16 protein-coding genes, 1 tRNA gene and 1 pseudogene are annotated in these 21,378 nt (G+C 68.6%); 6 read left to right on the top strand and 12 right to left on the bottom strand.

All coding sequences use genetic code 11. The features are described from left to right. Positions 1-188: 188 nt before the first annotated feature. Together IH48_RS0102715 and IH48_RS34740 are read left to right on the top strand one after the other, a co-directional pair. Positions 189-1,142 carry an FAD-dependent oxidoreductase gene (locus tag IH48_RS0102715; protein ID WP_030898557.1) on the top strand — a complete coding sequence of 318 codons (954 nt, stop codon included), beginning with the start codon at positions 189-191 and terminating at the stop codon, positions 1,140-1,142. Between the two features lie 30 nt (positions 1,143-1,172). Next, positions 1,173-1,575, top strand: a pseudogene (locus IH48_RS34740) (NUDIX hydrolase). A 116-nt stretch (positions 1,576-1,691) separates the two neighbouring features. On the opposite strand, the gene IH48_RS0102710 reads toward IH48_RS34740, so the two are convergent. After that, a complete protein-coding gene (locus IH48_RS0102710) occupies positions 1,692-2,396 on the bottom strand; it encodes a nucleotidyltransferase domain-containing protein (protein WP_030898554.1) in 705 nt (234 codons plus the stop codon). A gap of 503 nt (positions 2,397-2,899) precedes the next feature. Between IH48_RS0102710 and IH48_RS0102705 the strand changes: the two genes are divergently transcribed. Continuing rightward, positions 2,900-3,721 carry a DUF317 domain-containing protein gene (locus tag IH48_RS0102705; protein ID WP_030898551.1) on the top strand — a complete coding sequence of 274 codons (822 nt, stop codon included), beginning with the start codon at positions 2,900-2,902 and terminating at the stop codon, positions 3,719-3,721. 80 nt (positions 3,722-3,801) lie between these two features. Here IH48_RS0102705 and IH48_RS0102700 read toward each other — a convergent pair whose 3' ends face one another. The 5 genes from IH48_RS0102700 to IH48_RS0102680 all read right to left on the bottom strand — a co-directional run bounded on the left by IH48_RS0102700 (position 3,802) and on the right by IH48_RS0102680 (position 9,376). After that, complete coding sequence (locus tag IH48_RS0102700; protein ID WP_030898549.1) at positions 3,802-5,541, bottom strand: relaxase/mobilization nuclease domain-containing protein; 1,740 nt, start codon at positions 5,539-5,541, stop codon at positions 3,802-3,804. After that, positions 5,538-5,879: a hypothetical protein gene (locus IH48_RS0102695; RefSeq protein ID WP_030898547.1), complete on the bottom strand. Its 342-nt coding sequence runs from the start codon at positions 5,877-5,879 to the stop codon at positions 5,538-5,540. The genes IH48_RS0102700 and IH48_RS0102695 overlap by 4 nt, the downstream gene beginning before the upstream one ends. Positions 5,880-6,206: 327 nt before the next feature. After that, positions 6,207-7,508, bottom strand: a complete 1,302-nt coding sequence (locus IH48_RS0102690; RefSeq protein WP_030898544.1) for a hypothetical protein — start codon at positions 7,506-7,508, stop codon at positions 6,207-6,209. Positions 7,509-7,751: 243 nt separating this feature from the next. Beyond that, positions 7,752-8,450, bottom strand: coding sequence for an ATP-binding protein (locus IH48_RS0102685; protein WP_030898542.1), 699 nt, complete (start codon positions 8,448-8,450; stop codon positions 7,752-7,754). Next, positions 8,447-9,376, bottom strand: coding sequence for a hypothetical protein (locus IH48_RS0102680; RefSeq protein WP_030898540.1), 930 nt, complete (start codon positions 9,374-9,376; stop codon positions 8,447-8,449). Before IH48_RS0102680 ends, IH48_RS0102685 begins: the two co-directional genes overlap by 4 nt. 837 nt (positions 9,377-10,213) lie before the next feature. On the opposite strand from IH48_RS0102680, the gene IH48_RS36790 reads away from it, so the two are divergent. Continuing rightward, entirely contained in the window at positions 10,214-10,582 is a 369-nt protein-coding gene (locus IH48_RS36790; RefSeq protein ID WP_078849466.1) for a helix-turn-helix domain-containing protein, read from the top strand. Between the two features lie 47 nt (positions 10,583-10,629). Continuing rightward, entirely contained in the window at positions 10,630-12,147 is a 1,518-nt protein-coding gene (locus IH48_RS0102675; RefSeq protein WP_030898536.1) for a LacI family DNA-binding transcriptional regulator, read from the top strand. 187 nt (positions 12,148-12,334) lie between these two features. Here the strand turns inward: IH48_RS0102675 and IH48_RS36510 are convergent, their stop codons facing one another. From IH48_RS36510 to IH48_RS0102645, 5 genes are all read right to left on the bottom strand, one after another. Continuing rightward, positions 12,335-13,081: a hypothetical protein gene (locus IH48_RS36510; protein WP_051838992.1), complete on the bottom strand. Its 747-nt coding sequence runs from the start codon at positions 13,079-13,081 to the stop codon at positions 12,335-12,337. A gap of 29 nt (positions 13,082-13,110) precedes the next feature. After that, complete coding sequence (locus tag IH48_RS0102660) at positions 13,111-15,339, bottom strand: hypothetical protein (protein ID WP_234434097.1); 2,229 nt, start codon at positions 15,337-15,339, stop codon at positions 13,111-13,113. Positions 15,340-15,656: 317 nt separating this feature from the next. Next, complete coding sequence (locus IH48_RS0102655) at positions 15,657-16,184, bottom strand: hypothetical protein (protein WP_030898527.1); 528 nt, start codon at positions 16,182-16,184, stop codon at positions 15,657-15,659. Positions 16,185-17,057: 873 nt separating this feature from the next. Then, a tRNA-Pro gene (locus tag IH48_RS0102650) sits at positions 17,058-17,131 on the bottom strand. Between the two features lie 168 nt (positions 17,132-17,299). Further along, the gene (locus IH48_RS0102645) at positions 17,300-18,229 is read right to left on the bottom strand and encodes a metallophosphoesterase (RefSeq protein ID WP_030898526.1); all 930 of its coding nucleotides are present in this window, start codon (positions 18,227-18,229) and stop codon (positions 17,300-17,302) included. Between the two features lie 162 nt (positions 18,230-18,391). Here IH48_RS0102645 and IH48_RS0102640 point away from each other — a divergent pair, with 162 nt between their 5' ends. After that, complete coding sequence (locus IH48_RS0102640) at positions 18,392-18,856, top strand: GatB/YqeY domain-containing protein (protein ID WP_030898523.1); 465 nt, start codon at positions 18,392-18,394, stop codon at positions 18,854-18,856. 173 nt (positions 18,857-19,029) lie between these two features. Here the strand turns inward: IH48_RS0102640 and IH48_RS0102635 are convergent, their stop codons facing one another. After that, positions 19,030-21,264: a transglycosylase domain-containing protein gene (locus IH48_RS0102635; RefSeq protein ID WP_030898520.1), complete on the bottom strand. Its 2,235-nt coding sequence runs from the start codon at positions 21,262-21,264 to the stop codon at positions 19,030-19,032. Positions 21,265-21,378 lie beyond the last annotated feature (114 nt).

Raw genomic sequence — 21,378 nt, 5'->3', positions numbered from 1 at the left:
AGAGGGCCCGCGTTTCCGTGGATCCCTGCGTTGCACGAGCTCAAAATGAAGGCACTGGTGCACGAAGGTACGGACGATCTGTCCGGGACTGAGCGGCCCGGGCTCGCGCCAGGAGGCTGCTGGTTCATGATGCTGGTCGCCTACTTGACGTGCCCCATCGATATCAGCCGGCCAGTGGAGTCGAGATCATGACCGCACGGGAGTGCGTTGTCGTTGTCGGGGCAGGGGTGTCCGGACTCACCACGGCCGTCGTTCTCGCCGAGGCCGGGGCTTCGGTGCGCGTGATCGCTGGGCAGGTGCCCGGTGCCACGTCACTTGCGGCCGGGGCGATGTGGGGCCCGTACGTGGTCGAGCCGAAGGACAAGGTCGACCGGTGGGGCCAGCGGTCCCTGGAGATCTTCCGCGAACTGGCCGAGGACCCTGCGACGGGCCTCCGGCTGACCAGCGGTATCGAGGCGTCCCGAACAGCCGAGGCCGCCCCTGACTGGGCCACCGCGCTGCCTGGTTTCCGCCCGTGCGGGCCCGACGAACTCCCCACCGGGTTCACTGCGGGCTACCGGTTCACCGTGCCACTCATCGATATGCCGGTCTACCTGGACTACCTCCTACGCCGACTGCGCGATGCCGGGGGTACGGTCGAGCGACGACAGCTGGGCACGCTCGCGGATGCTGGTCCAACTTCGGTGATCGTCAACTGCGCCGGCCTCGGCGCACGCGACCTGGTGCCAGACCCGGAACTCCGGCCCATCCGCGGCCAGCACGTCGTCGTCACCAACCCCGGGCTGACCGAGTTCTTCTCCGAGGACACCGGCCCCTCCTCGGACCTCTTGTGCTTCTACCCGCATGGCGACACCGTCGTCCTGGGCGGCACGGCCATTGAGGGAGAGGACGATCTCTCCACCGACGCCAAGGCTGCGGCGGGCATCCTCGCCCGCTGCGCCGAGGTCGAACCCCGCCTCGCACAGGCTCGCGTCCTGGAGCACCGGATTGGCGCCCGACCAACCCGCCCCAGAGTCCGTGTGGAGGATGAGCGGTGGGAGGACGGCACCGTGGTCGTGCACAACTACGGACATGGTGGTGCCGGCGTCACGCTGTCGTGGGGGTGCGCCGAGGAAGCTCGGGTGTTGCTCTTCGTCAAGTGATCTGAACTGGAGGAACAGTCGTTGCAGGAGATGGCGGAGAAGGCGCCGGGCGTGGCGGCAGCCATCATCGTTAGCGGTGGACGTGTACTGATGGTGCGTCGTCGTGTCAGGGAGGGGTCGCTCTCCTGGCAGTTCCCGGCCGGCAAGGTCGAACCTGGTGAGACTTGTGAAGAGGCGGCCGTGCGGGAGACGCGGGAGGAGACAGGTTTGGTCGTGGCGGCTGTGGAGCGACTCGGTGAGCGGGTTCACCCGGAGACGGGGCGGCAGATGTCCTACATCGCCTGCGAGGTACGGAGTGGCACTGCCCGTATCGCAGCACCCGACGAGGTGGCCGATCTTGCGTGGGTGGCGCAATGGTGCGGTCTCTCGCTATGTGCCGTTTGGGCTGTTCGGGCCTGTGCAGGCGTACCTCGACGCAGCCCTCTGCCGTTGAGAGCAGCCCGGAAGGCGGCGGCCCGAGGCACGCTGTCGACCGGGTACACGTCAGCGGGCGCGGGCCGAGTCAGTGAAGCGAAATGGGCGCTGAGCCAGTCCGCGATACGAGATCGTTCAGGGAGTTCCAGCGCGCTTATAGCCGACCCACAACCGGCCGCCGGCCTGCTCCAGCACCTCGTCCACAACGGTCACGAGGGGCTCCACTCTCCCGCCCAGAACCTCTTGTAGCCCGTGACGGAGGTGTGTGCCGAGCCCCGGCGCGGTCGTCCCAAGGCGCCGGGCCAGCCACTTTCCACCGCCACCCCAAGAACCGCCTATGGCCAGCGCCAGCTCACCAGTCCGTCGGACCAGTTCGGTGGCGATGAACAGACGCTCGTTCCGGTCGCCGCTTCCCGCGAGATCGTCCAGGAGGTCGGTGATCGCGTAGCGCCGGTCGTCGATCTCTTCCGCCGACAACGGGGGTGGTCCTGCGGCGGTCAGCTTCCGAGCCTCTGCGGCGATACGCGCTCCGAGCCCATCGGTGTCGAGGAGCAGCAACCCATCGGCACACATCCATAGCAGCGGTGACCGGCGCCTGTGTAGCTCCCGTTCGACGTAGGCGTGCCATGTCTCGCTGGTATGCACGAACATCTCCACCGGCCACTCGGCGTGCTGGAGACTTTCCCGGTACGGAGCCGGGGCCCCGTGGAGCAGTACCACGATGTCGAGGTCCGACGTCGCTGTGCGGCGACTTGTCAGGACGCTGCCTCCCAGGAACGCGGCACGCGCGTTCGGGTGTTGTCCATCCACGACGGCGTGTGCGGCCTCGATCGCATCCATGAGGCAACTATCAGCACGGTCGCCACCGCGCGCACATCGTTTTCCGGGGCGTGACCGGTTGCCTCCCGCTCCGTGCCGGGGTTCGCCGCAGGCAGACAGCACAGATCCACGAATGACTGGCCAACACTGCGATGGCATGTCAACGTGGACGATCTTCCCGCGAAAGCGCCAGGTCGAATAGGAGATCCCCGCGACTGCGGCAGCCCATGCCGGATTCTCCACCATCATCGCGCCTTTACTGAGGCATGAGAGGCCGCGCGGTCTGAGGCCGAGTCGCCTTCGTGACAGATCAGTTGGACTCGCGTGCTCTCCCCTGGTTGTGGACGACCCGGAGCGTGTGCGGAAGCTCGCGGTAGAGCCTGACGGCGGCCATCGCCTACGTGAAGAAGGCAGGGCGCGGGGATACCAGGTCGGCCATCCGCCCCAGGCCGACAGGAACCCAGCGCGGATTTCCTGTCCAGTGCCGCAAGAACGTCGGCGGCGATGAGAACCCTCACGAGCCCTTGGAGGCACTCCTGCATCCCGAATCCCCGTGCGGACCAACAACCCCGGCCAACATCCCACCCGCCTACTGGGTCGGTCCTCGGCACCTGGCCGGTGACGACGGGCGTCTCTACGACACCGTCGCTGATGCGCTCGCCGGCCTGGGTTGGACGAGCCTCATGATCGTTCGCGGGCGGCAGGAACGGGATGAGGCGCCGGAGGACCGTCAGGTCCTGCGCAGCACCGTCCTGCATGTCAGTCCCGACGCCTTGAGGTGGGCGCAATGGGTTTTGCCGGACGAGCCGTTCCACCTGGGGAACCAGCCGATCGCCTGGCAGGTGTCCGCTCGTTCGGACCTGAGCAGCCCGCTCGCCCGGTGGTCGGCCTACTTCACCCGTGATGTCCCCGGTGAGGTCCTTGCCGACTTCCTCACCGCGCTCGACGTCCGCGAGGAGCCCGTCCTGCCGTTCGGTGGCCACGAGCCGGTCCTCGACGCGGTTACGGCGAACGGCTGGCTGCGAGACGCCGACGGGCCCGGCGCTGCGGCGGTGGATCCGACCTTCGCCTCCCACATCCGTCTCGGTGAGATGCCGCCGCTCATTCAGGACGCCGACCCGCTGGCGTTGGTGGTTGAGGCTGACGACGCGGTCCTGGCCGGGTGGCAGGCGTGGGCTGAGCCGACGCGCGGGGCGGGCTACTTGTGGGCGGCGTCGTTCGGCGCCGGTGTGCCGCCCGACCTCGTCGCCGCCTTCGCCGACTCCCTCAGCTCCAGCGCGCCGGTGCTGCGCCGGGTGTTGCCGGAAAGCACGCGCGATCGGCTCCTGCGCGCCCCAGCCGGCTGAGAGCCGTCCAACCCGTCGAAGCCGGGCCCCATAGCGGGAGGCCCGGCTTCGATCGTCGGCTATGTGCCCTCGTCATCCGGTCAGCGTCGACGACCGGCATCGTTCGCGGTGCGCGGCGCTCGCAGGGTGCCGGCGGCCGGGGAACGCGGGTGCCGACCGCCTCCGGAGCCTGTGCCCTGGAGGCCCTCGGCGAGGGCGGGCAGGCGGGCGGTGCGTCGCAGTCGCCAGACGAGCACGTCGCTGATGGAGGCAGCGGAGTCGAGTTCGCGTCGTCGGGCAGCTTCGGTCAGCAGGGCAGCCGGGTCGTGGCCGGCTCTGTGAACGTCGTCGAGGGTGGCCGCCAGGGCGGGCCAGGCGGGTTCGGCCTGGACTCGTTGGGCCAGGTCCGGCAAGACCTGGTGGAGAAGTGCGGCGTGCCCCTGTCGAAGACGAGGGTCCAGGTGTTGGCCTCGCCGGCGGAGGAGTGTCATGGGTTGGGTTGCGGCGGCCTGGTAGGCGGCGCGCAGATGTTCGGCGGTTCGTTGGGCGGCGTCGGCCTGCTGGCTGTGGTGCTTCCTGGCGTGCCAGTTCGCTGCGGCCATGGCGAGGAAGAAGGCCATGTCGATGAGCATGGCGGTGGTGGCACCGTCTTCGCCGCGTCCCAGGGCGGTCCCACTCTGGACAAGATCGCGGGCGGCCTGGCGCAGGGCGCGGTCACGCCCATGTACGGCCCTGATGTGGGAGCGGCCGGCTCGCTCGAACGCGGAGGCCGCCTCGCGGAGTTGGTCACGGGTGTGGGTGGCGGAGGTCTGGGCGAGGGCGTCCAGGACCTCGCCCGCTGCGGCGATCTGGGCGGCTGCCGAGCCGTCGTCGCCGTGGTCGATGATCAGCAGCGCCTGCCAGGTGGCGGCGGTGGCCCTGCGCCGAGCGAACGCGGGACCAGTCACGTCCGGCAGGACGGGCTGGGCCAGTTCGGAGCCGTCGGCCGGGACGGCGGCGTCTGCCGGAAGCGCCCAGCGTTCGCGGATGCGCGGCAGGGACAGATCGGGGGCGAGCTTGGAACCGGAGTAGAAAACCGGCTCGCCGTCCTTGTTGCGATCGTCGGTGAGGGCGATCTTGTAGCCGAGAAGATCGCCGGAGGGTGCCACACGTTTGCGGATCAGCAGGCCGGCGGCGGCCAGGCGGCTGAAGAACTCCTCCTCGCTGGTGGCGCCGGCCACGGCGTGCCGCACGGTTCTCCGAAGTTCCTCGCGCGCCGTGCGGTCCCTGCCCTGCCGTTCGGCCTTGCGGCGTTCGGCGCTGGTGGGGCGCTTGGCGGCGGTGCCGTCTCCGGGTGCGACTCGGCGTAGGCGGTAGTCGGCTTCCACGCGGCGGGCTTCGTTCTGGGCGCGCCGGGCCTCGTTGTGCAGACGGGGGCGGCGGCCGTCGTCGCGGACCAGGGTGGCGATGATGTGGATGTGGTCGTCGGCGTGCCGGACGGCGGCCCATCGGCACGCGGCATCGTCGCCGTCGGGAGCGATACCGGTGGCGGTGAGCATCCGGCGGGCAATGGCCGCCCAATCCTCGTCGGGCAGGATCGGATCCTCCGGGCTGGCCCGTACGGACAGGTGCCACACGTGCTTCTTCGGGCGCCTGTCGACGGGCAGGGCGTTGACGGGCTGGTCGAGCAGTCGCTGAAGCTGCCCGCAGGTGGCCTTCGGGTCGCGGCCGGGGTCGGGGGTGAGCGGGTCGAAGGCGGCGACCAAGTGGGGGTCGGTGTGCTCCTCGTGGGTGCCCGGGCCGTACAGGTAGCGGATCAGGCCGACCGTCTTGCCGCCCCGCTTGTGGAGGCTGGGGATCACGCGGCGGTATCACCGTTTCGGTAGGCGAGCAGGGCGTCGGCGGCGTCCTCCGTACGGCGGGCCGCGCTGCGGACAGCGCGGACGGCGGCGTTGAGCTGGGGTGTGTCGGCGCCGGAGTTGATGGCCTTGGCGACCTGGTTGAACAGGCCGTGGATGCGGCCCAGGTGTCGGCGGGCGGCGAACAGTTCGTCGATGACCTCCCGTTCGGTGGCGATCTCGGCGGCGGTACGGGTCAAGTCGCGGGCGGCCTTGTCGACGGAGTAGGCGAGGAAGGCGGCGTTGGACATTTCACAATGGGCGGCTGCTTCGGTGAAGCGCTCGTACTCGGCGTCGTTCATACGGCAGCTGGGCTGGTGAACGCGCTTGTGGGATTTCGGTTGACGGGCTCGCTGGCGTCTCTTCGCGAGAAACTCGGTCTGCTGTCCTCCTCCCGGCTGCGGTCCGCCCTCGGCCGCGTCTTGACAGTCCGGTGCCTCCTGGCGCCGGACTGTTCCCGCCACCCCCGGGGCGGGAACTCCGGGAGCATTGCTCCCGGGACAACTTGCTCCGCCTGGGGCAGAGGTGGTGGCCAGGACACCTGCGGGCGAGCTGGGGTCTTCGTGGTTCGGGGCGTTCATGGAGTCTCTCGTCTCGGGGCGTGGGGATGCGCGTTGGCGTTGAAGGGGTCAGCGAGGCGAATCGCTGTCCGGGGCCGTGAGCTGCGCCTTGAAATCACGGACGATCCGCCCGACTACGTCGCTGGAGACCGCGTAGCCGGCGGTCCGCAGGGCGTCCTCCACCCGGTCGCGTCCGACGCTTCCGTTCTCCTCGTACGTGCGGCGGGTGAAGCCGAGGATGACGTCGTCGGAAGCGCGGCGCCTGTGGTCCGCGCGTCTCTTCCGGGCAGGCGGCTTCCGGCTGGGCCTGCCCGTGGCGCTGCCCGAGCCGGTGTCTGCCAGCGGTGGGGGGTCTTCGACGGCTGCCCGTGGGGACTGCCCGGTCCCGGGCAGGGGAGCCGGGGGCTCCTCACCGTCATCCGGGTCCGACGGATGCGGGCGGGCGGCGTCCTCCACCTGCCCGGCCGGTTCCGGGCGGGCAGCGTCCTCTGCCCGTGGCGTCGGCTTCGAGGCGGCCGATCGCGGTCGACTGCGCCCGGGCTCACGGGCGGTGTACGAGTCCGGGACGTGCCAGCGCGGCGGCAGCGTGATGGATGCGAGGCCGAGGCCCTGCTTGCGCGTGGCGAGTTTGCGCAGCAGTAGTGCGTCCTGCCGGGGATCGCCGTCGACATCGGCCTGCTCCAGGGCCTCGTGCAGCCGGTTGGCCAGGCGTTGTCCCTTCCTTCTGCCGCGCTGCTTGTCGGTCATCGTCTCGGCCCGGAGTATCAGGGCGACGGAATCACTCAGCGCGCGCTCGCGGATGAGCCGGGCCGCGTCGGCGTCCTGGTCCGCGATGCCGAGCCGGGCCAGCAGGTGTTCGCGCGCCTGGCGGACGAGGATGGCGGCCAGGCTGCGTGAGGTGGCGTCGGGGCTGCGGTGGCGTAGCTCGATGCCCATGGCCAGGTGCCACAGCATCGCGGCCATAACCGGTCCGATCAAGGCTCGCACGGTGCCGCCGACGGGCCCGAACTCGGCGTAGGCGGGGATGATCTGCACGGTGGTAATCACCCACACCAGGGCGGCGGGCAGGCCGGGTGCTCTTGTGGGCCCGGCGAGGTTCTGGCGGGCCATCAGCGCGGTGGCGAAGAGGGCCAGCTCGGCGGTGGCGAACATGAAGGCGCGCTCGACGGTGCTGCCCATGTCCAGGTAGTCGGCGGCGAACCGCCAGCTGGTGTCCGCGCTGTAGACGGTGCAACCTAGCGCGGCCATGGCCGCTACGGGTACCGCGATGGTTCCGCGCCGACGGTTGGCGCTGGGCGGCTGCTGGCGCTGCCGGTGGATCAGCCATCCGGCGAACAGGGCGAGCAGCACGAACAGGGCGAGGAGCACCAGGGTGGTCTCTGAGGATGTGGCCCAGTCCGGGAGGAGCCGGGTGCCGCGATCCCGGGTGGCCAGGGGCGTGAGAGTGCGAGCAGGCAGGGTGGGTCTCCAAGGTGCGGAGGGAACGGAGGCGGAGTGCGGAAACGGCGGACGCTGAGCGCGGCTCAGACGACTCGCGACGGGCGGGACAGAGCAGGCGTGAGCGCGGGCGGCGGGTGAGGCAGGGCCGAGGGCGGAAGCGCCGGTGGCGGCCGGTCAGGCGGCGGACGCTGTGCGGCGGCGTCGATCGGTGCCGTCGAGGACGACTCGGTCGGTCATCTCGGCGAGGCGGGAGGCGACGCGGTCACCGAGGGCGCTGCGTAGCTGATCGGTGGGGAGGTTGGTGGTGATGAGGGTGGGGAGCATGTGCTCGTACCGGTGGTTGATGAGCCGGTACGTCAGCTCCTCGGTCCACTCGCTGGCTTTGGCCGCCCCGAGGTCGTCCAGGAGCAGCAGCGGGCAGCGTGCCAAACTCCGCAGGTCACGTTCGGCGTCGTGGCCGACACGGGGACGCAGGCGCGCGTGGAGGTCCGCGGTGGTCGTCGCCTCCCAGCGCAGGCGGACCCCTCGGGCGAGGAGAGCTCGGATGGCGCCGTAGGCCTGGTACGTCTTGCCGGTCCCGGTGGGGCCGGCGATCAGTAGGGACGGACCTTTGGCGATGCCGGGCCCGCCGGGGCCGGGGCGCCCGGCATGGGCGATCTGGTCGGCCCAAGCGGTGACCTTCGGGCGGTCGGCCAAGGCCCGGCGGTAGCGGGCGGGGATCCTTGCGTCGGCGAGTTCGAGCGCGGTGACGGGTTCCGCATGCGCCTCCTCGGCGGCGGTAGCGAGGTCGATGCCGCGGCTGGCCAGGATGCCGTTGAGCCGGTCGGCGAGTGGACCGACCCTGTGGGGCTCGCGGGTGGCGGTGGCGTTCAGAGCTCACCTCCGTAGGCGGCTTCGATGTCGGCGGGGTTTGTCCACGCCCTGTGGACAGCCGGCGCCTTGGGGGCCGCGTTCATGGCTTCGTTCACGAAGCTCGGCAGGGTGCTGGGGTGCAGGCCCTTGGCGCGGTGCAGATCGAGCCCTGCCCGGATGTGAGCGGGCGCGATGCCCTCGTCGAGCAGCTTGCGTACTATCCGGCCGAGATGCCCCAGGACATCCGTTGGCGGACGGTGTGCGCAGGCGTCCGCGTATTCGGTGACGAGCTGCTTGGCCGAGACGGTGCTGGGCGCGGGGGCGCTTGCGCCCCCAGGGGTATCTCCTAGATCCATGATCCTAGGTCCTAGATCCGGAGCGTGAAGTGTCACCGCCCCTTCACGGAGACCTCTCTGCTCCCTCGCGGAGGACTCTGTGAAATCGCTCTGACCTGCTGGTTCATCGGCATCGATGCGATTCGCCGCGGGTTGGGGCACTTGCTGGGAGCCTTCGCGGAACGGTGCCTGAGACCGCGGTGAGGGCTCCGTGACGCTTCCTCCCGCAGGCGCTGAGACGGCGCTCTGTGCGGTGCGAGCCGACCCGTCGTGGTGCGGACAGGCAGGAAGGCGGCTCACGCTGGGTCGGTTGATCTTCTGATGCCGCCGCCAGGTGACGATGTGCAGGTAGCACTTGTCGTCCGGCCCCTTGTAGCGGCATATCAGCCCCGCGTCGGCGAGCTGGGCGAGATCCTGCTCGACGTCGGCGGGCGTCTGCTCCGGGCGCAGGACCCACAGCTGTCCGGTGATGATCGCGGCGTGGTCGCGGTGGCGCCCCTGGTCATCGGCCTGCGTGAGCAGGCCGAAGAAGGTGCGCTCGGCGGGCAGGGAGACGGTGGCCAGGGACTCGGAGACGAAGGCTTCGGGCTTGATGGTGCGGATTCGTGCCAAGAGGGCGGTCCTCACTCGGTTGCCGTCGGGTGGGCGGTGACGGCCCACCGTCGGGTGGGGTGGACGTGAAGGCAGCGGAGAGGCCCGGCTGTTCGCGCGTGAGCGCTGGGAGCCGGTCGCGTTTCCTGGGGGTGAGGTCAACATAGCCACACCCAAGGCGTGCAAGTCCAGGCCGTCGCGGCCGAATCTCTGACGGGAGAAAGGCCACCGAGAATCGGGCTGCGAGGAGCCGTGGGAAAACGGTAAGGCGTGATCGGCTTCTGACCAAAAAGTTGCTCCTGATACCGAGCCAGAAGCATCACATCGTCGAACCGTTGACCGGCTGGCGGGGAGGAAGCTACAACACAACACCGCACGCCAGGAAGCTGTTTGGCCGCCTGCGGTCATTAGGGGACTCGAACCCGTAGCGCCGATGACCTGTCCCGGCACGAGTCGTGCGCGACGCAACATAGACGACGATCGCCGGTTAACCAAAACGGCGAATGCACGCTGAACTGGAGCCATGGCAGCACGATCAGTCGAATCCGGGAGCGCGGGAATACGGGCCGCTTCACCCATCGAAATCCTCCGCGCCGAACGAGGGATCTCCAGGGCGAGTTGGCCACCTGGGTGGCTCCTTCCGCCCTCCTATGCCGAATGAAGCGTTGTCCCGGATCGAGCACCTCAGGTGCCGCGGCGATGTCGACGACCTCATCGCGACCGGAGAAGAAATCCTCGCCTCGGCCGCCCGTCCTGCTCCAAGGCCCGAGCGTCCCGCTACGAGGCCGGCTCCGCTCCCGTGACCGCATCCGCCCGCTACCGAGATAGGACCCGTCGCCCTTGCAGCGTCACTCCGCGATACCCCACGCCCTCACCCCTGGCCTCTCCGGCACTCAAGGCGAAGCCTCCCCGCCCCGCCTCTACCGACCCGAGGAGATCGCCGAGACCCTCGGCTGCTCGGCCTGGTGGGTCAAGGACCGAGCCCGGCGCCGCCTCATCCCCCACACACGAATCGGTCGCTCCTACCGCTTCACCGCCGGCCACCTCGTCGAGATCGTCCGCCTCTACGAAGAGCGTCCTCCGCAAGCACGCACAACGGCGGCTGCTCCCGCACCGGTACGGCCAGCCGCTCGAGCCGCCGAGCCACCTCCCCGGACGTCCGGCGCCTCGACGCCGGGCCTGCGCGCCCGGCCGCCTCGTCGGGCGCTGTACGACGCGGTCGTGTAGCGGGTCACCCATCAGCCACAGCGGAACAAGGAAGAGGACGGCAGGAATTGGGCTTCGCGGAGAAGCGCGCAACCTACTGGCGCGGCCGATACAAGGTCGCGCCCGGCAAGCACCTCACTGTCGTCGACGAACGCGGCAAGGCGATCAAGTTCGCCACCAAAGGCGAGGCGCAGCGCGCCGCGAGCGAGGCCGAGAACAAGTACCGACGTGGCGACTGGCGCGACCCCGCGCTGGGACAGGAGACCTTCGGCGAGTACGCGAACCGCTGGTACGCGTCCCAGGACCTGGCCGCGTCGACCATGCAGAACTACAGGCGCCACGTTGAGGAGCACCTGCTGCCCGAGTTCGAGGACAAGGCGCTCGCCGGCATCCTGCGCACGGACGTCGACCTGTGGGAGAAGAAGCAGAAGGCCGCCCGCTACGCGGCTTCCAGCGTCAAGACCTGGCGCTCGACCCTCCACCTGATCTTCGAGGACGCGATCGACGAGGGCCTGATCACCTCGAACCCGGCGGCAAGGAGACGCGGACGCGGAAAACGGGCCGGTCGTTCCCGAGACCGTGGACCCGAGAAGGTCGTCACCGACCCGCTCGGCATCCTGCTGACCGCGGAGCGGGCCGCTCTCCTGTCAGGCCGCGACGACGAGTTCGTCGCTGTCGTCCTCAAGGGGTACACCGGCATGCGCTGGGGTGAGATCGTCGGCCTGGAAACGGAGTTCGCGCGGCCCGGTGCCGTGCGCGTCGAGTGGCAGCTGTACGAACTCGACACGGGCGAGTTCGTCCGCTGCCCGCCGAAGGACGACAGCTATCGCACCATCGACGTGACGGAATGGCTGGCGGCCCTGGTCGCCAACCACGTCGCTCGTACGAAACCCGCGCCGTGCCCCTGCCACGGCAAGACCTACGTCTTCCGAGGACAAGGGGCGGCGCGTACGGGTGGTCACCAAGGCGTGAAGCTCGGCGACGTCGCTCGCCGGGCCGGCGTTTCGACAGGCACCGTGTCCAACGTCCTCAACCACTCCGAGCGCGTCACCGAAGCCACGCGAGTGAAGGTCGAGCAAGCCATCGCGGACCTCGGCTTCGTGCGTGGTGGCGTCGTGTCGGAGCACGCCGCCCACTGGCGCAGGAACGGTTTCGCGACCTGGCTGTTCACGCCGGCGGTCTCCGGCTGGTACCCGAAGAAGGCACCACAGGAGGCACGGCCGGTGCCGCTGCTCGGCGAGCCGTGGCCCGGTGTCCCGGTACGTGGGCGCGGCGCCAGCGATCGGGCTGACGCCTGCTGGCTCCCGATAGCCAAGGGCCTCACCCCCCACGGCCTACGCCACACGCATCGGACACTGATGGAGGACTTGGGCACCGAGAAGGTGCTGATGGACGAACGCATGGGCCACATCGACGGCTCGGTCTCGGCGCGCTACGCCCACGTCACCCCTGGCATGCGCAAGCGCCTCATGGGCGGCCTCACCGAGCAGTGGGCAGCAGCACTCGATACACGCCTGGTGATGTGCCCGACTTCGCCAGTGCGCGTGCTCGACGACCTGCTCCGGGCGCGTCTGGCTATGCACTGACCGAATTCCTACTGCGTGTCCTCGCCGTGGTGTCCGTGGAGGCGGTAGCCCATCTCGTCCGGATGCCGCATTACCCGAGCAAGGCGCCAGGCAGCGTCATAGGATAAACGGCTGCGCTCTCGCACACGCAGCCGCAGAGCCAACACGCCCGTGACGGGGTCGAGCACCCAGCGCAGCACAGCGCTCCTCACCGTGCCTCGCCCGCGAGGAGGGCGAGACGGTGGGCGGTGCGCTCGTCGCCGTATGCGCGCACAGCATCGGCGAGGAGGGTGAGCAGCTCTTTGCGCCCTTCCTCGGTCAGGTTGGCAACGAAGTCGTGGAGTAATTGCGCGACTGACACCCATTGCTGTCCTGGCTGCCATTGCTGGACCTCGCGCACCAAGTCGTCGAGATCGGTGCCCATCGGCGGACCGCCGAGTCGGGGCCAGTGCTTCGACGCTCCCTCCAACAGTCCGTAGAGGTGGGCAGCGGCCGGGTTAGCGAGGATCTCCTCCCGGAGGAAGGTCTCGCGGGCGCGCACCTGCCGCCGTGCCAGCTCGTCCAGCTCGTGGTCTCGCCGGATGCGCTCCTGTTGCCGCTGGTACTCCTGCCGCAGGCGCTCCGCACTGACAGCGGCCTCCCGGATGGCGTCCTCCACGGTGACGCGCACCTGCACATCAGTGACCATCACACCGTGAGCGACGAGAGGCAGCTGATCCTGGACAGCGACGGAGATGTCCTGCTCGGCTGCCATGGGACGGAGGATGTCGCAGAGCTTGGCCGTCTTCTCGATTTCCCTTCTCGCGAGGCACGATGCTGTGTGACGACTCGCTGGCACGGTGGCATCAGTGCGGCGCCAGGTCGCCCGGATCTCGGCGGTGAAGGACAGCACCGGGTCGATGCTCTTGAGGCGATCCGTGAAGACGGATGTCCAGCTGGCGTTGTCTGCTGCCACGGGGGCAGGAGCTTTGGCGATCCGGCGTCTCATGCCGCGGCTTTCGCATCGGCCTGGGGCTCGTCACCCGGGGCACCTGACGGCGGGGGCTGAGACGATACTGGTTGATTGCGCCGGGCGATGAGGTCCTGGTCGAGCAAGGCGGACAGCTCGCGCTTGAGGATTTCCTTCTCCGCGGAGTATGGACGGTCCTGTCCCTGAACCCACCACTGGGCGGAAGTGCGCAGGGTTTCGCGAAGGATCGGCCCTTCGGCACCAGGAACGTTCACGGTCTGGCGCAGGGTGTCGAAGACGATGGACTTGAGCTCGTTCCGTCCCAGGGCCGCATCAAGCCATGTGAAGACGGCCTTGTCGAGGTCTCGCTCCCCTGTCGGGCCCGCGGCTTGGCGCAACAGTGTGCGCCACCCTGTGACGAGTCCTTGCACGGTGGGGCGGAACGCGTCCTCTTCGTCGGGGCTCTCATCGACCATGGCTTGGAGGAGTGGCGGAAGGCCGGCTGCTTCGGAAGGGGCGTTGAGGGCCAGCGCGGTGAACGTGCGGTGTCCAACGGTCTGGCTGGTCGTCTCCGACTTGCACCAATCGACGACGTACCCGAACAGCATCTGCCGTACGGTGCTGTCCTCCCAGAGGACGCGTACTGCCTCGCGCAAGGTGTCGATCACGTCAGGATGACCTTGCGCGGCCACATACCTGAGCCGCCGCAGCGCCTTGGCGGTATGCCGACGGCCGAACGCGCCCGTACACACCTCTACAACGGCTCTTTGAAGGTGGGGCTGGCTCCGGTTCGACCAGGCCAGCAGCATGGAATGGATGTACGGCGCGCTGGCAGCGTGGATGGCCGCAGAATCCAAGAGTTCAACGGCCATGGGCCACAGCTCCTTGGCCGTTCCATGCTTGTACCACTCCTCGACGATCCGCTCCAGCGGCGTCTGGCGTCGATGGCGCACGGCCCATCGCAGAGCGAACTGTCCCACGCGCTCTGCCAAGGCAAGTCGACCGTCCCGACTGATGATCTCCAGCGCTTCCCTGCTCGTGCTTGTGTCGGCGACGGGCGCCCGCGCGAGCCAGTTGAGAAATGTCGTACGAGCCAGGGGACGGTCGTTCCAGAAGTACTCGATGACGGCGTCGTCCCAGTGCGGACGGTTGAAGGTGAGGGTGCCGTCCTCCTCGCGCCGTGCTTCGATGGCCCTCGTCATGGCGATGACCCCGGGTTCCCGCTGGCCGTCCACCTCAACTTTCGCGCCACAGTCGAGCTGTTCGGTCAGCTCCGCCGCCCTGGCGTAGACATGCCCGACCGGGTCGCCGCGAAGAACAGCGGCGGCCAGCAGGAAGTTGCGCTGAAAGCTGGTGCGGGAACGCTCTCCGGGTTCGTGCCAGAGGTAGAGCTCTTCTTCCCAGTTGCTGTGGGCAGCCGCAACGTAGGCCACTTGCTCCTCGAACGTCCGGCGAACAGCACCTTCTCGTTGATGCCTGAGCGCTTGGTCTGAGGGCGACGCGTCTGTCGCTGCGGACTGGCCTGCCCTGTGCTCGTCCAGCATGAGGTAAACGAGGTTGAGCACATCGGTCGGGGCTTGCCGGGCAAGGAGGGGCTTAATGTCTTCGTGATCAAGCCACTGGTCTACTGGAAAGTCAGGCTCCTGGCCGAGCAGCCACCGTTCGGCGATGTCGCGCGGGCTCACCGTGCCCAACTCCGGGGCGACTCCGCTCGGTGCCCCATGGCTGATACGCCTCCACTGCTCTGGGCGGCTGAGGACGACGAGTCGGCAGTCCCGTCGCTGGAGGCGCTCGACGAGCTTGTGCAGGTTGCCTCCGAAGGAATTGTCGACGGCGAAGTCATCTTCGTCGGGAGGGAGTTCGAGCAAGTATCCGCATTGACGGTCGTGCGGTAGACGTCTGGTCGGGAAGTGCTTGGAGCCGCCGAAGGACAGCGGGCGCACTTCGGTGATGACGCCGTCATTCAGGAGATGGGCGAACAATGCGTAGGCGGTGAAGGCCCGACTGCTGTTCGGCGGTCGGCTGATGACCAGCACAGAGCCTGCCGCACGCAGGGCTTCAAGAGCCTGCTTGAAAGGGCTGGGCGCCAGTCGATCCGCACGGCGGGGCTCGGCGTACACCTCGCGGACTACGGCAAGGTACTCGGGCGAGATCGGGGCGTGCGAGTCGAGCGTCTGCTCGTAGACGTACTTCGTGCCGATCTGCTCGCCGTAGTTGTTGAAGGCCCGTTGCAGCACGGCGGCCTGCCCGACGGCCTCCACCACGTCTCGCGTCGGTACCCCTGCTGGAGGCCGTCGCCGGAAGTGGTCGTTGGACTCATCCTTGGCGGTTCCAGGCTCGGTCGACCTTCCGAAGGCTGGTGCGATTGACGCAGGGATGCTGGGCGGCACAGGAGGTGGTGGCGGCAGCGTCGGTAAGCCGTTCGGGTCGGGACCAGAGGTCTGTGGCGTCGGCGTAGGCTGAACTTGACCTGCTGGCTGCTCGTCCCGCTGCATCTCATCTCCCCTGGATGTGGGGAAGGGCTGCGGTACTCGGTCTCCGGTACGGCTGTCATCGAAGCTCATGTTGTTGTCGCCCCGCCTCAGCCGATGCTGCCGTCTACCTCGATGCCGACCTGTTCACCTGTTTCTTCGATGGTCCGGGCGTTCTGGTCGACTCGTGCCCGACCACGTTCTGTGATGTCGCCGCCCACTCGCATGCCGACCTGCCGGCCATGAAGGGAGTCGGCCTGCTGCGAGACCTCCACCCCGGGCCGGTCTGCCTCCTTCTCGTCGCCGAAGGGCAAGCGGCGCCCGTATACCTCCTCCAAGTCCCGGCGAAGGCATCCCAGGACCCTCCGCAATTCGGTGTCATCGCCCTGGAGATACTTGGGCCGCGACAGGTAGACGCGGAGCGCGCCGTGGGCCCCAGTGATGCGTGCGACGCGCTCGTCGGTGAGTTTCGGGGCCATGACCAGCAGTGGCTGTGTCTGCCCCGGCACTTGCTCCGGCTCTTCCACCGGTACTCGACCCGCGCGCCGGTCCATCACTGCACTTGCTCGGTCGAAGAGAAACCTGACCGCCTCGGTCAGCAGCGTGCCGGCAAGTACGGGAAATGCGAACGGATCCATCTGTGTGCTTCCTCCCCCTGAGCCCGAGCCCGCACGACCGCGCATTTCCCATCGGTAGGTGCGACTGGCAATTACTCGGGTAAAAACGGGATTCACCCTACGAGAGTGATCAAGAGTGTGGATAGAGGGGAAAACGGTCGCTCGAAGATGTGGCTGAAGAGCAAGCATTGACAGTGTGTAGCAGAGTGGTTCTGCCTGAGTGATGGGCTGGCGGCTTCAAGCGCACGTCTCCGCAGCTCTCGGTCTCGGCTGGAAACGTACGATGTTCGATCTGTGTTCGCGTTGGGCAGTGTCCGGTTCAAGATGCTGGACGTCCGTGCTATCGGCGGTCGACGATGTCCATAAGGTGACTCGCGGCCGGGGTGCCCAATTAGGAGTCAGTGGGGTCCGCAGGGGCAGTCCGGTGCGCTGTGCCCGTGACGTCAGCCAGGCTGGACCGACGTTGTGGGGGAGCCTGACCACCAGACCATCCCCAGGCCCCGCCCAGCTGGAGACCCCGTTATCGCGTTTCTTGAACGTCGTGATTGCGAAAGGATCACGCGGAAGGTCGGGCAACTCCGCGAGGACGAGGACTACGACGCGTGGTGGGGGCGCGTGCTGCCAGGGCTTCTGCAGGCGCCGGTGGGGCTACCTGGACGAGGGCGAGCTGGATCGGGTTTGAGCAGAGTGGATGACCTGCCCCTCGACAGGGCTGGATGGCATTACCGATGGCTGCCAATGAGCGGTGACTGGGAGTGGCAAAGCGGGGCGGCCACGAAGGTGTTGGGCCAGGTTCCTGAACTCGGCTCCCAAACGGCTCCCAAGGCGGCCCTGGAAACCACTCAGGGGCCCGACCCGCTAAGCGGATCAGGCCCCTGACCTGGTCTTACTCTGTCGGGGTGGCGGGATTTGAACCCACGACCTCTTCGTCCCGAACGAAGCGCGCTGCCAAGCTGCGCTACACCCCGATGCCGCCGCGTCATGCTCCGGCAACGTCGTTTACTTTAGCCCACCCACGGCCCCAGGCGAAATCCGGTTTTGGCGGGGCCGCAGCTCCGGGCGGATGCGGGCCGCGAGGACGGGAAGGAGCGCCAGGGCGTGGAAGCAGAGGCCCCGGACGAGCGCGTTGCCCGGGGCTACGAGGCCCTCGCCGTCAGCGTCAGCAGCGTCGCCTCGGGTGGGCAGGCGAAGCGGACCGGCGTGTACCGGTTGGTGCCGCATCCCGCCGAGACGTGCAGGTACGAGGTGTGGCCGGCCGAGCGGTGCGTCGACAGGCCCTTCACCCGGTCCGTGTCCAGGTCGCAGTTGGTGACCAGTGCCCCGTAGAACGGCACGCACAGCTGCCCGCCGTGCGTGTGCCCGGCCAGGATCAGCGGGTAGCCGTCCGCCGTGAACGAGTCCAGTACGCGCAGGTACGGCGCGTGCACGACGCCGATCGAGACGTCGGCGTCCGCCTCGGGGCCGCCCTCCACCTGCGCGTACCTGTCACGCTTGATGTGCGGGTCGTCGAGGCCCGTGAAGGCCAGCTCGCAGCCGTCGAGCTTGAGTCGGCCGCGCGTGTTGGTCAGGTTTGTCCAGTCGGCCGCGTCGAAGGCGTCGCGCATCGGCTCCCACGGGTTGTGCAGTGCGTGCACCGCCGGGGCGTTGCCGTTGAGACCGTGCGCGCCCTGCGCCTTTTCGAACAGGTACCGGGCGGGATTGCGCAGCTTCGGTCCGTAGTAGTCGTTCGAGCCGAAGACGTAGACGCCGGGGAACTCCATCAGGGGGCCCAGCGCGTCCACCACCTCGGGGACGGCCTCCGGGTCCGAGAGGTTGTCGCCCGTGTTCACCACGAAGTCGGGCCGCAGGCCCGCCAGCGACTGGAGCCAGCGCCGCTTCTTGCGCTGACCGCGCACCATGTGGATGTCCGAGACCTGAAGGACCCGCAGGTCACGCATCCCGTGCGGCAGCACGGGCACGGTCACCCGGCGCAGCCTGAACGAGCGGACTTCGAACCCCGCGGCGTAGGCGACGCCTGCCGCGCCGGCCGCCGCGATGGACAGGGGGACTCCGTAGCGTGCGCGCATACCCCCATCGTCGCAGACCTCGCGTGAGGCCGATCACTCGCCCGGGTGTCCATCGGCGGTACGGGGCTGACCGCGGTCGCGGCCGTACTGACGCGGCCGTACTACCCGGGCCCCGGCCGTAATTCGGGGCCGCCGTTTCGGCACTCCTGCCACAATTGGCCCATGACCAGCCTCAAGTCCAAGCTGCAGGAAGACCTCACCGGCGCCATCAAGGCCCGCGACGAGCTGCGCTCCGCCACGCTCCGGCTCACCCTCTCCGCCGTCACGAAGGAGGAGGTCTCCGGCTCGTCAGCCCGCGAGCTCGACGACGACGAGGTGCAGAAGGTGATCGCCCGGGAGGCGAAGAAGCGCCGCGAGGCGGCCGACGCCTTCGCCAAGGGCGGCCGGGCCGAGCAGGCCGAGCGCGAGCGCGCCGAGGGCGAGATCCTCGCCGCCTACCTGCCGAAGCCGCTGACGGACGACGAGCTCGAGGCGATCGTCGCCGACGCCGTCGCCCAGGCGAAGGCCGGGGGCGCGGAAGGGCGCGGCGCCATGGGTGCCGTCATGAAGATCGTCACGCCGCGCGTGGACGGCCGCGCGGAGGGCGGGCGCGTCGCGGGCGTCGTCAGGCGGCTGCTCGGCCAGTGAAGCGAGGGGCCGGTGCGCGTCGGCGGCCCGGCCGGCTGACGAGGCCGGCCCGTCGCCGGGGAGTGGCCCGCTGAACCGTACGGAGAGGGGGCGCCTGCCCCGGCGTCATGCCGGGACGGGCGCCCCCTCTGCGTGCCTGCCTCGCGGCGGCCTAGCGGTCAGTGGCCTAGCGGTCAGTGGCCGTGCCGTCCGCCGCCCCCGCCGGGGAAGAAGCCACCGAACGGGTTGCCGTTGTCGTTCCCCCCGCCGCCGTTGCCGTGGTTGCCGCCGTTCTGGTCACCCGTGTTCTGGTCGGTGTTGCCGGGCTTCGTGTCGTTCTTGTGCGTGTCCTTGTTCTTGTCCTTCTTCATGTCGGGAAGCTTGATCGTCGGCAGCGACGGCGACGTCGTGCCCGCCAGCGCCCCGCTCATCGCGTCCCGCCAGATCGGGCCCGGTGTGTCCGCGCCCTGGACCTGCGTGTGGTACTGGCCGCCGATGGTGATGTTGCGCATCGAGACGTTGTGCGACGGGCCGCCGACCCAGACCGCGCCGGCCATGTCCGCGGTGTAGCCGACGAACCAGGCCGCGTAGAGCGAGTCCGTCGTACCCGTCTTACCCGCGTTGTCGCGGTCCTTCAGGCCGGCCAGCGTACCGGTACCGTCCTCGACCACGCCCTTGAGCAGCGAGTTTATGACCGTCGCGGTCTTCTCCGACATCGCCTGCCGGCACTGCGACTTCGGCACGGGGAGCGACTTGCCGGTCGTCGTGGTGATCGACTCGATCGCGACGGGGGAGCAGTAGACGCCCTTGTTGGCGAAGGTCGCGTACGCGTTGGCCATCGTCAGCGGCGAGACCAGCTGCGTGCCGAGCGTGATCGACGGCACCTGGTCGAGCTTCTTGCCGTCGGCGCGGTGCACGCCCATCTTCGTCGCCATCTGCGTCACAGGGCAGACGCCGAGCTTGCTGATGAGCTGCACGAAGTAGGTGTTGACCGACTTGGCCATCGCCTCCTTCATGTTCATCGGGCCGACCTCGGACTTCGACTCGTTCTCGACCGTCGCGGGGGACGTGGCGCTGTTCTGCCACGTGCCCTTGCAGGTCTGCACCGGCGACGGGTAGTTCATCTTGTACGGCGCCGGCTCCACCAGATTCGGGTCCGTGCCGCTGTCGATCGCGGCCGCCGCCGTGATCGGCTTGAACGTCGAACCGGACTGGAACCCGGTGCCGCCACCCATGTTGTGGTTCACGCTGAGGTTCAGCTGCGTCTCGTTCTTCCCGACGCCGTACGGGCGCGACTGGCCCATCGCGAGGATCTTGCCGGTGCCCGGCTGGACGAGCGTCACGGCCGTGGCGACCGAGTCCGACTGGTAGACGTGCTTCTTGACGGACGCCTCGACCGATTCCTGCGCCTTCGGGTCGAGCGTCGTCTTGATCGTCAGGCCGCCGGTGTTCCAGCGCGCGGCGCGCTTCTTGGCCGTCTTGCCGAACGCCGGGTCGTTGAGGAGCTCGTCGCGCACGTAGTCGCAGAAGAAGCCCGCGCCCTTGACCGCCGTGGTGCAGCCGCTCTTCGGCCGCTTCACGTGCAGCTTGATCGGCTTGGCCTCGGCCGCGGCCGCTTCGGACTGCGAGATGTCGCCGACCTGGGCCATCCGCATCAGCACGGTGTCGCGCCGCTTCTTGGCGGTCGGCGCGTCGTTGATCGGGTCGTACTTGGTGGGTGACTGGACGAGGCCGGCCAGCAGCGCCGCCTCGTCCAGGGTCAGGTCCTTGGCGTGCTTCGAGAAGTACCGCTCGGAGGCTGCCTCGACGCCGTACGCCTGCTCACCGAAGAACGTGATGTTGAGGTAGTTCTCCAGGATCTTCTTCTTGCCGAGTTCCTTCTCGAGCTGGATCGCGTACTTCAGCTCCTGGATCTTGCGGCCGATGGTCTGCTGCGTTGCCTGCGCGACCTTGGTGGGGTCGTTGCCCGCCTCCTCGATGAAGACGTTCTTCACGTACTGCTGGGTCAGCGTGGAAGCGCCCTGGGCCACGCCGCCGGACTGCGCGTTCTTGTTCAGCGCGCGCGCCACGCCCTTGAGGTCGATCGCCCCGTGCTCGTAGAAGCGCGAGTCCTCGATGGCGACGAGGGCCTTCTGCATGTACGGGGAGATGTCCTTGAGCGGTACCACCGTGCGGTCGCGCGAGTAGACGTCGGCGATCTTGTCGCCGTTCGCGTCGAGGATGGTGGTGCGCTGGCTCAGCGGCGGGGTCTTCAGATTGGCGGGGAGTTCGTCGAACCCCTTCACCGTCCCCTTGGCCGCGAGACCGAGTGACCCGAAGGCAGGCAGCGCGATGCCGGCGAGCACCGCGCCGGCGAGCACGCTGACTCCCAGGAACTTGGCGGCCTGCTGGGTCTTGGACAGACCTCCGCCCGAGCGCTTGTTTGGCATGAGTGCAGCCTACGTTCTCGTTCGCCGGACAGGGGCCGAGGCTCTGGCCTAAGCTGCACTCGACTGTCACGATTCCGCACGCCCCAGGTCGCACGTACCCACTCGGGCAGGGCA

Origin of the sequence: Streptomyces sp. NRRL F-5126, assembly GCF_000721265.1 — a bacterium.
Taxonomy (GTDB): domain Bacteria; phylum Actinomycetota; class Actinomycetes; order Streptomycetales; family Streptomycetaceae; genus Streptomyces.
Note: the sequence above shows the minus strand (reverse complement) of the source record. Positions and strands in the feature narration are given on the sequence as shown.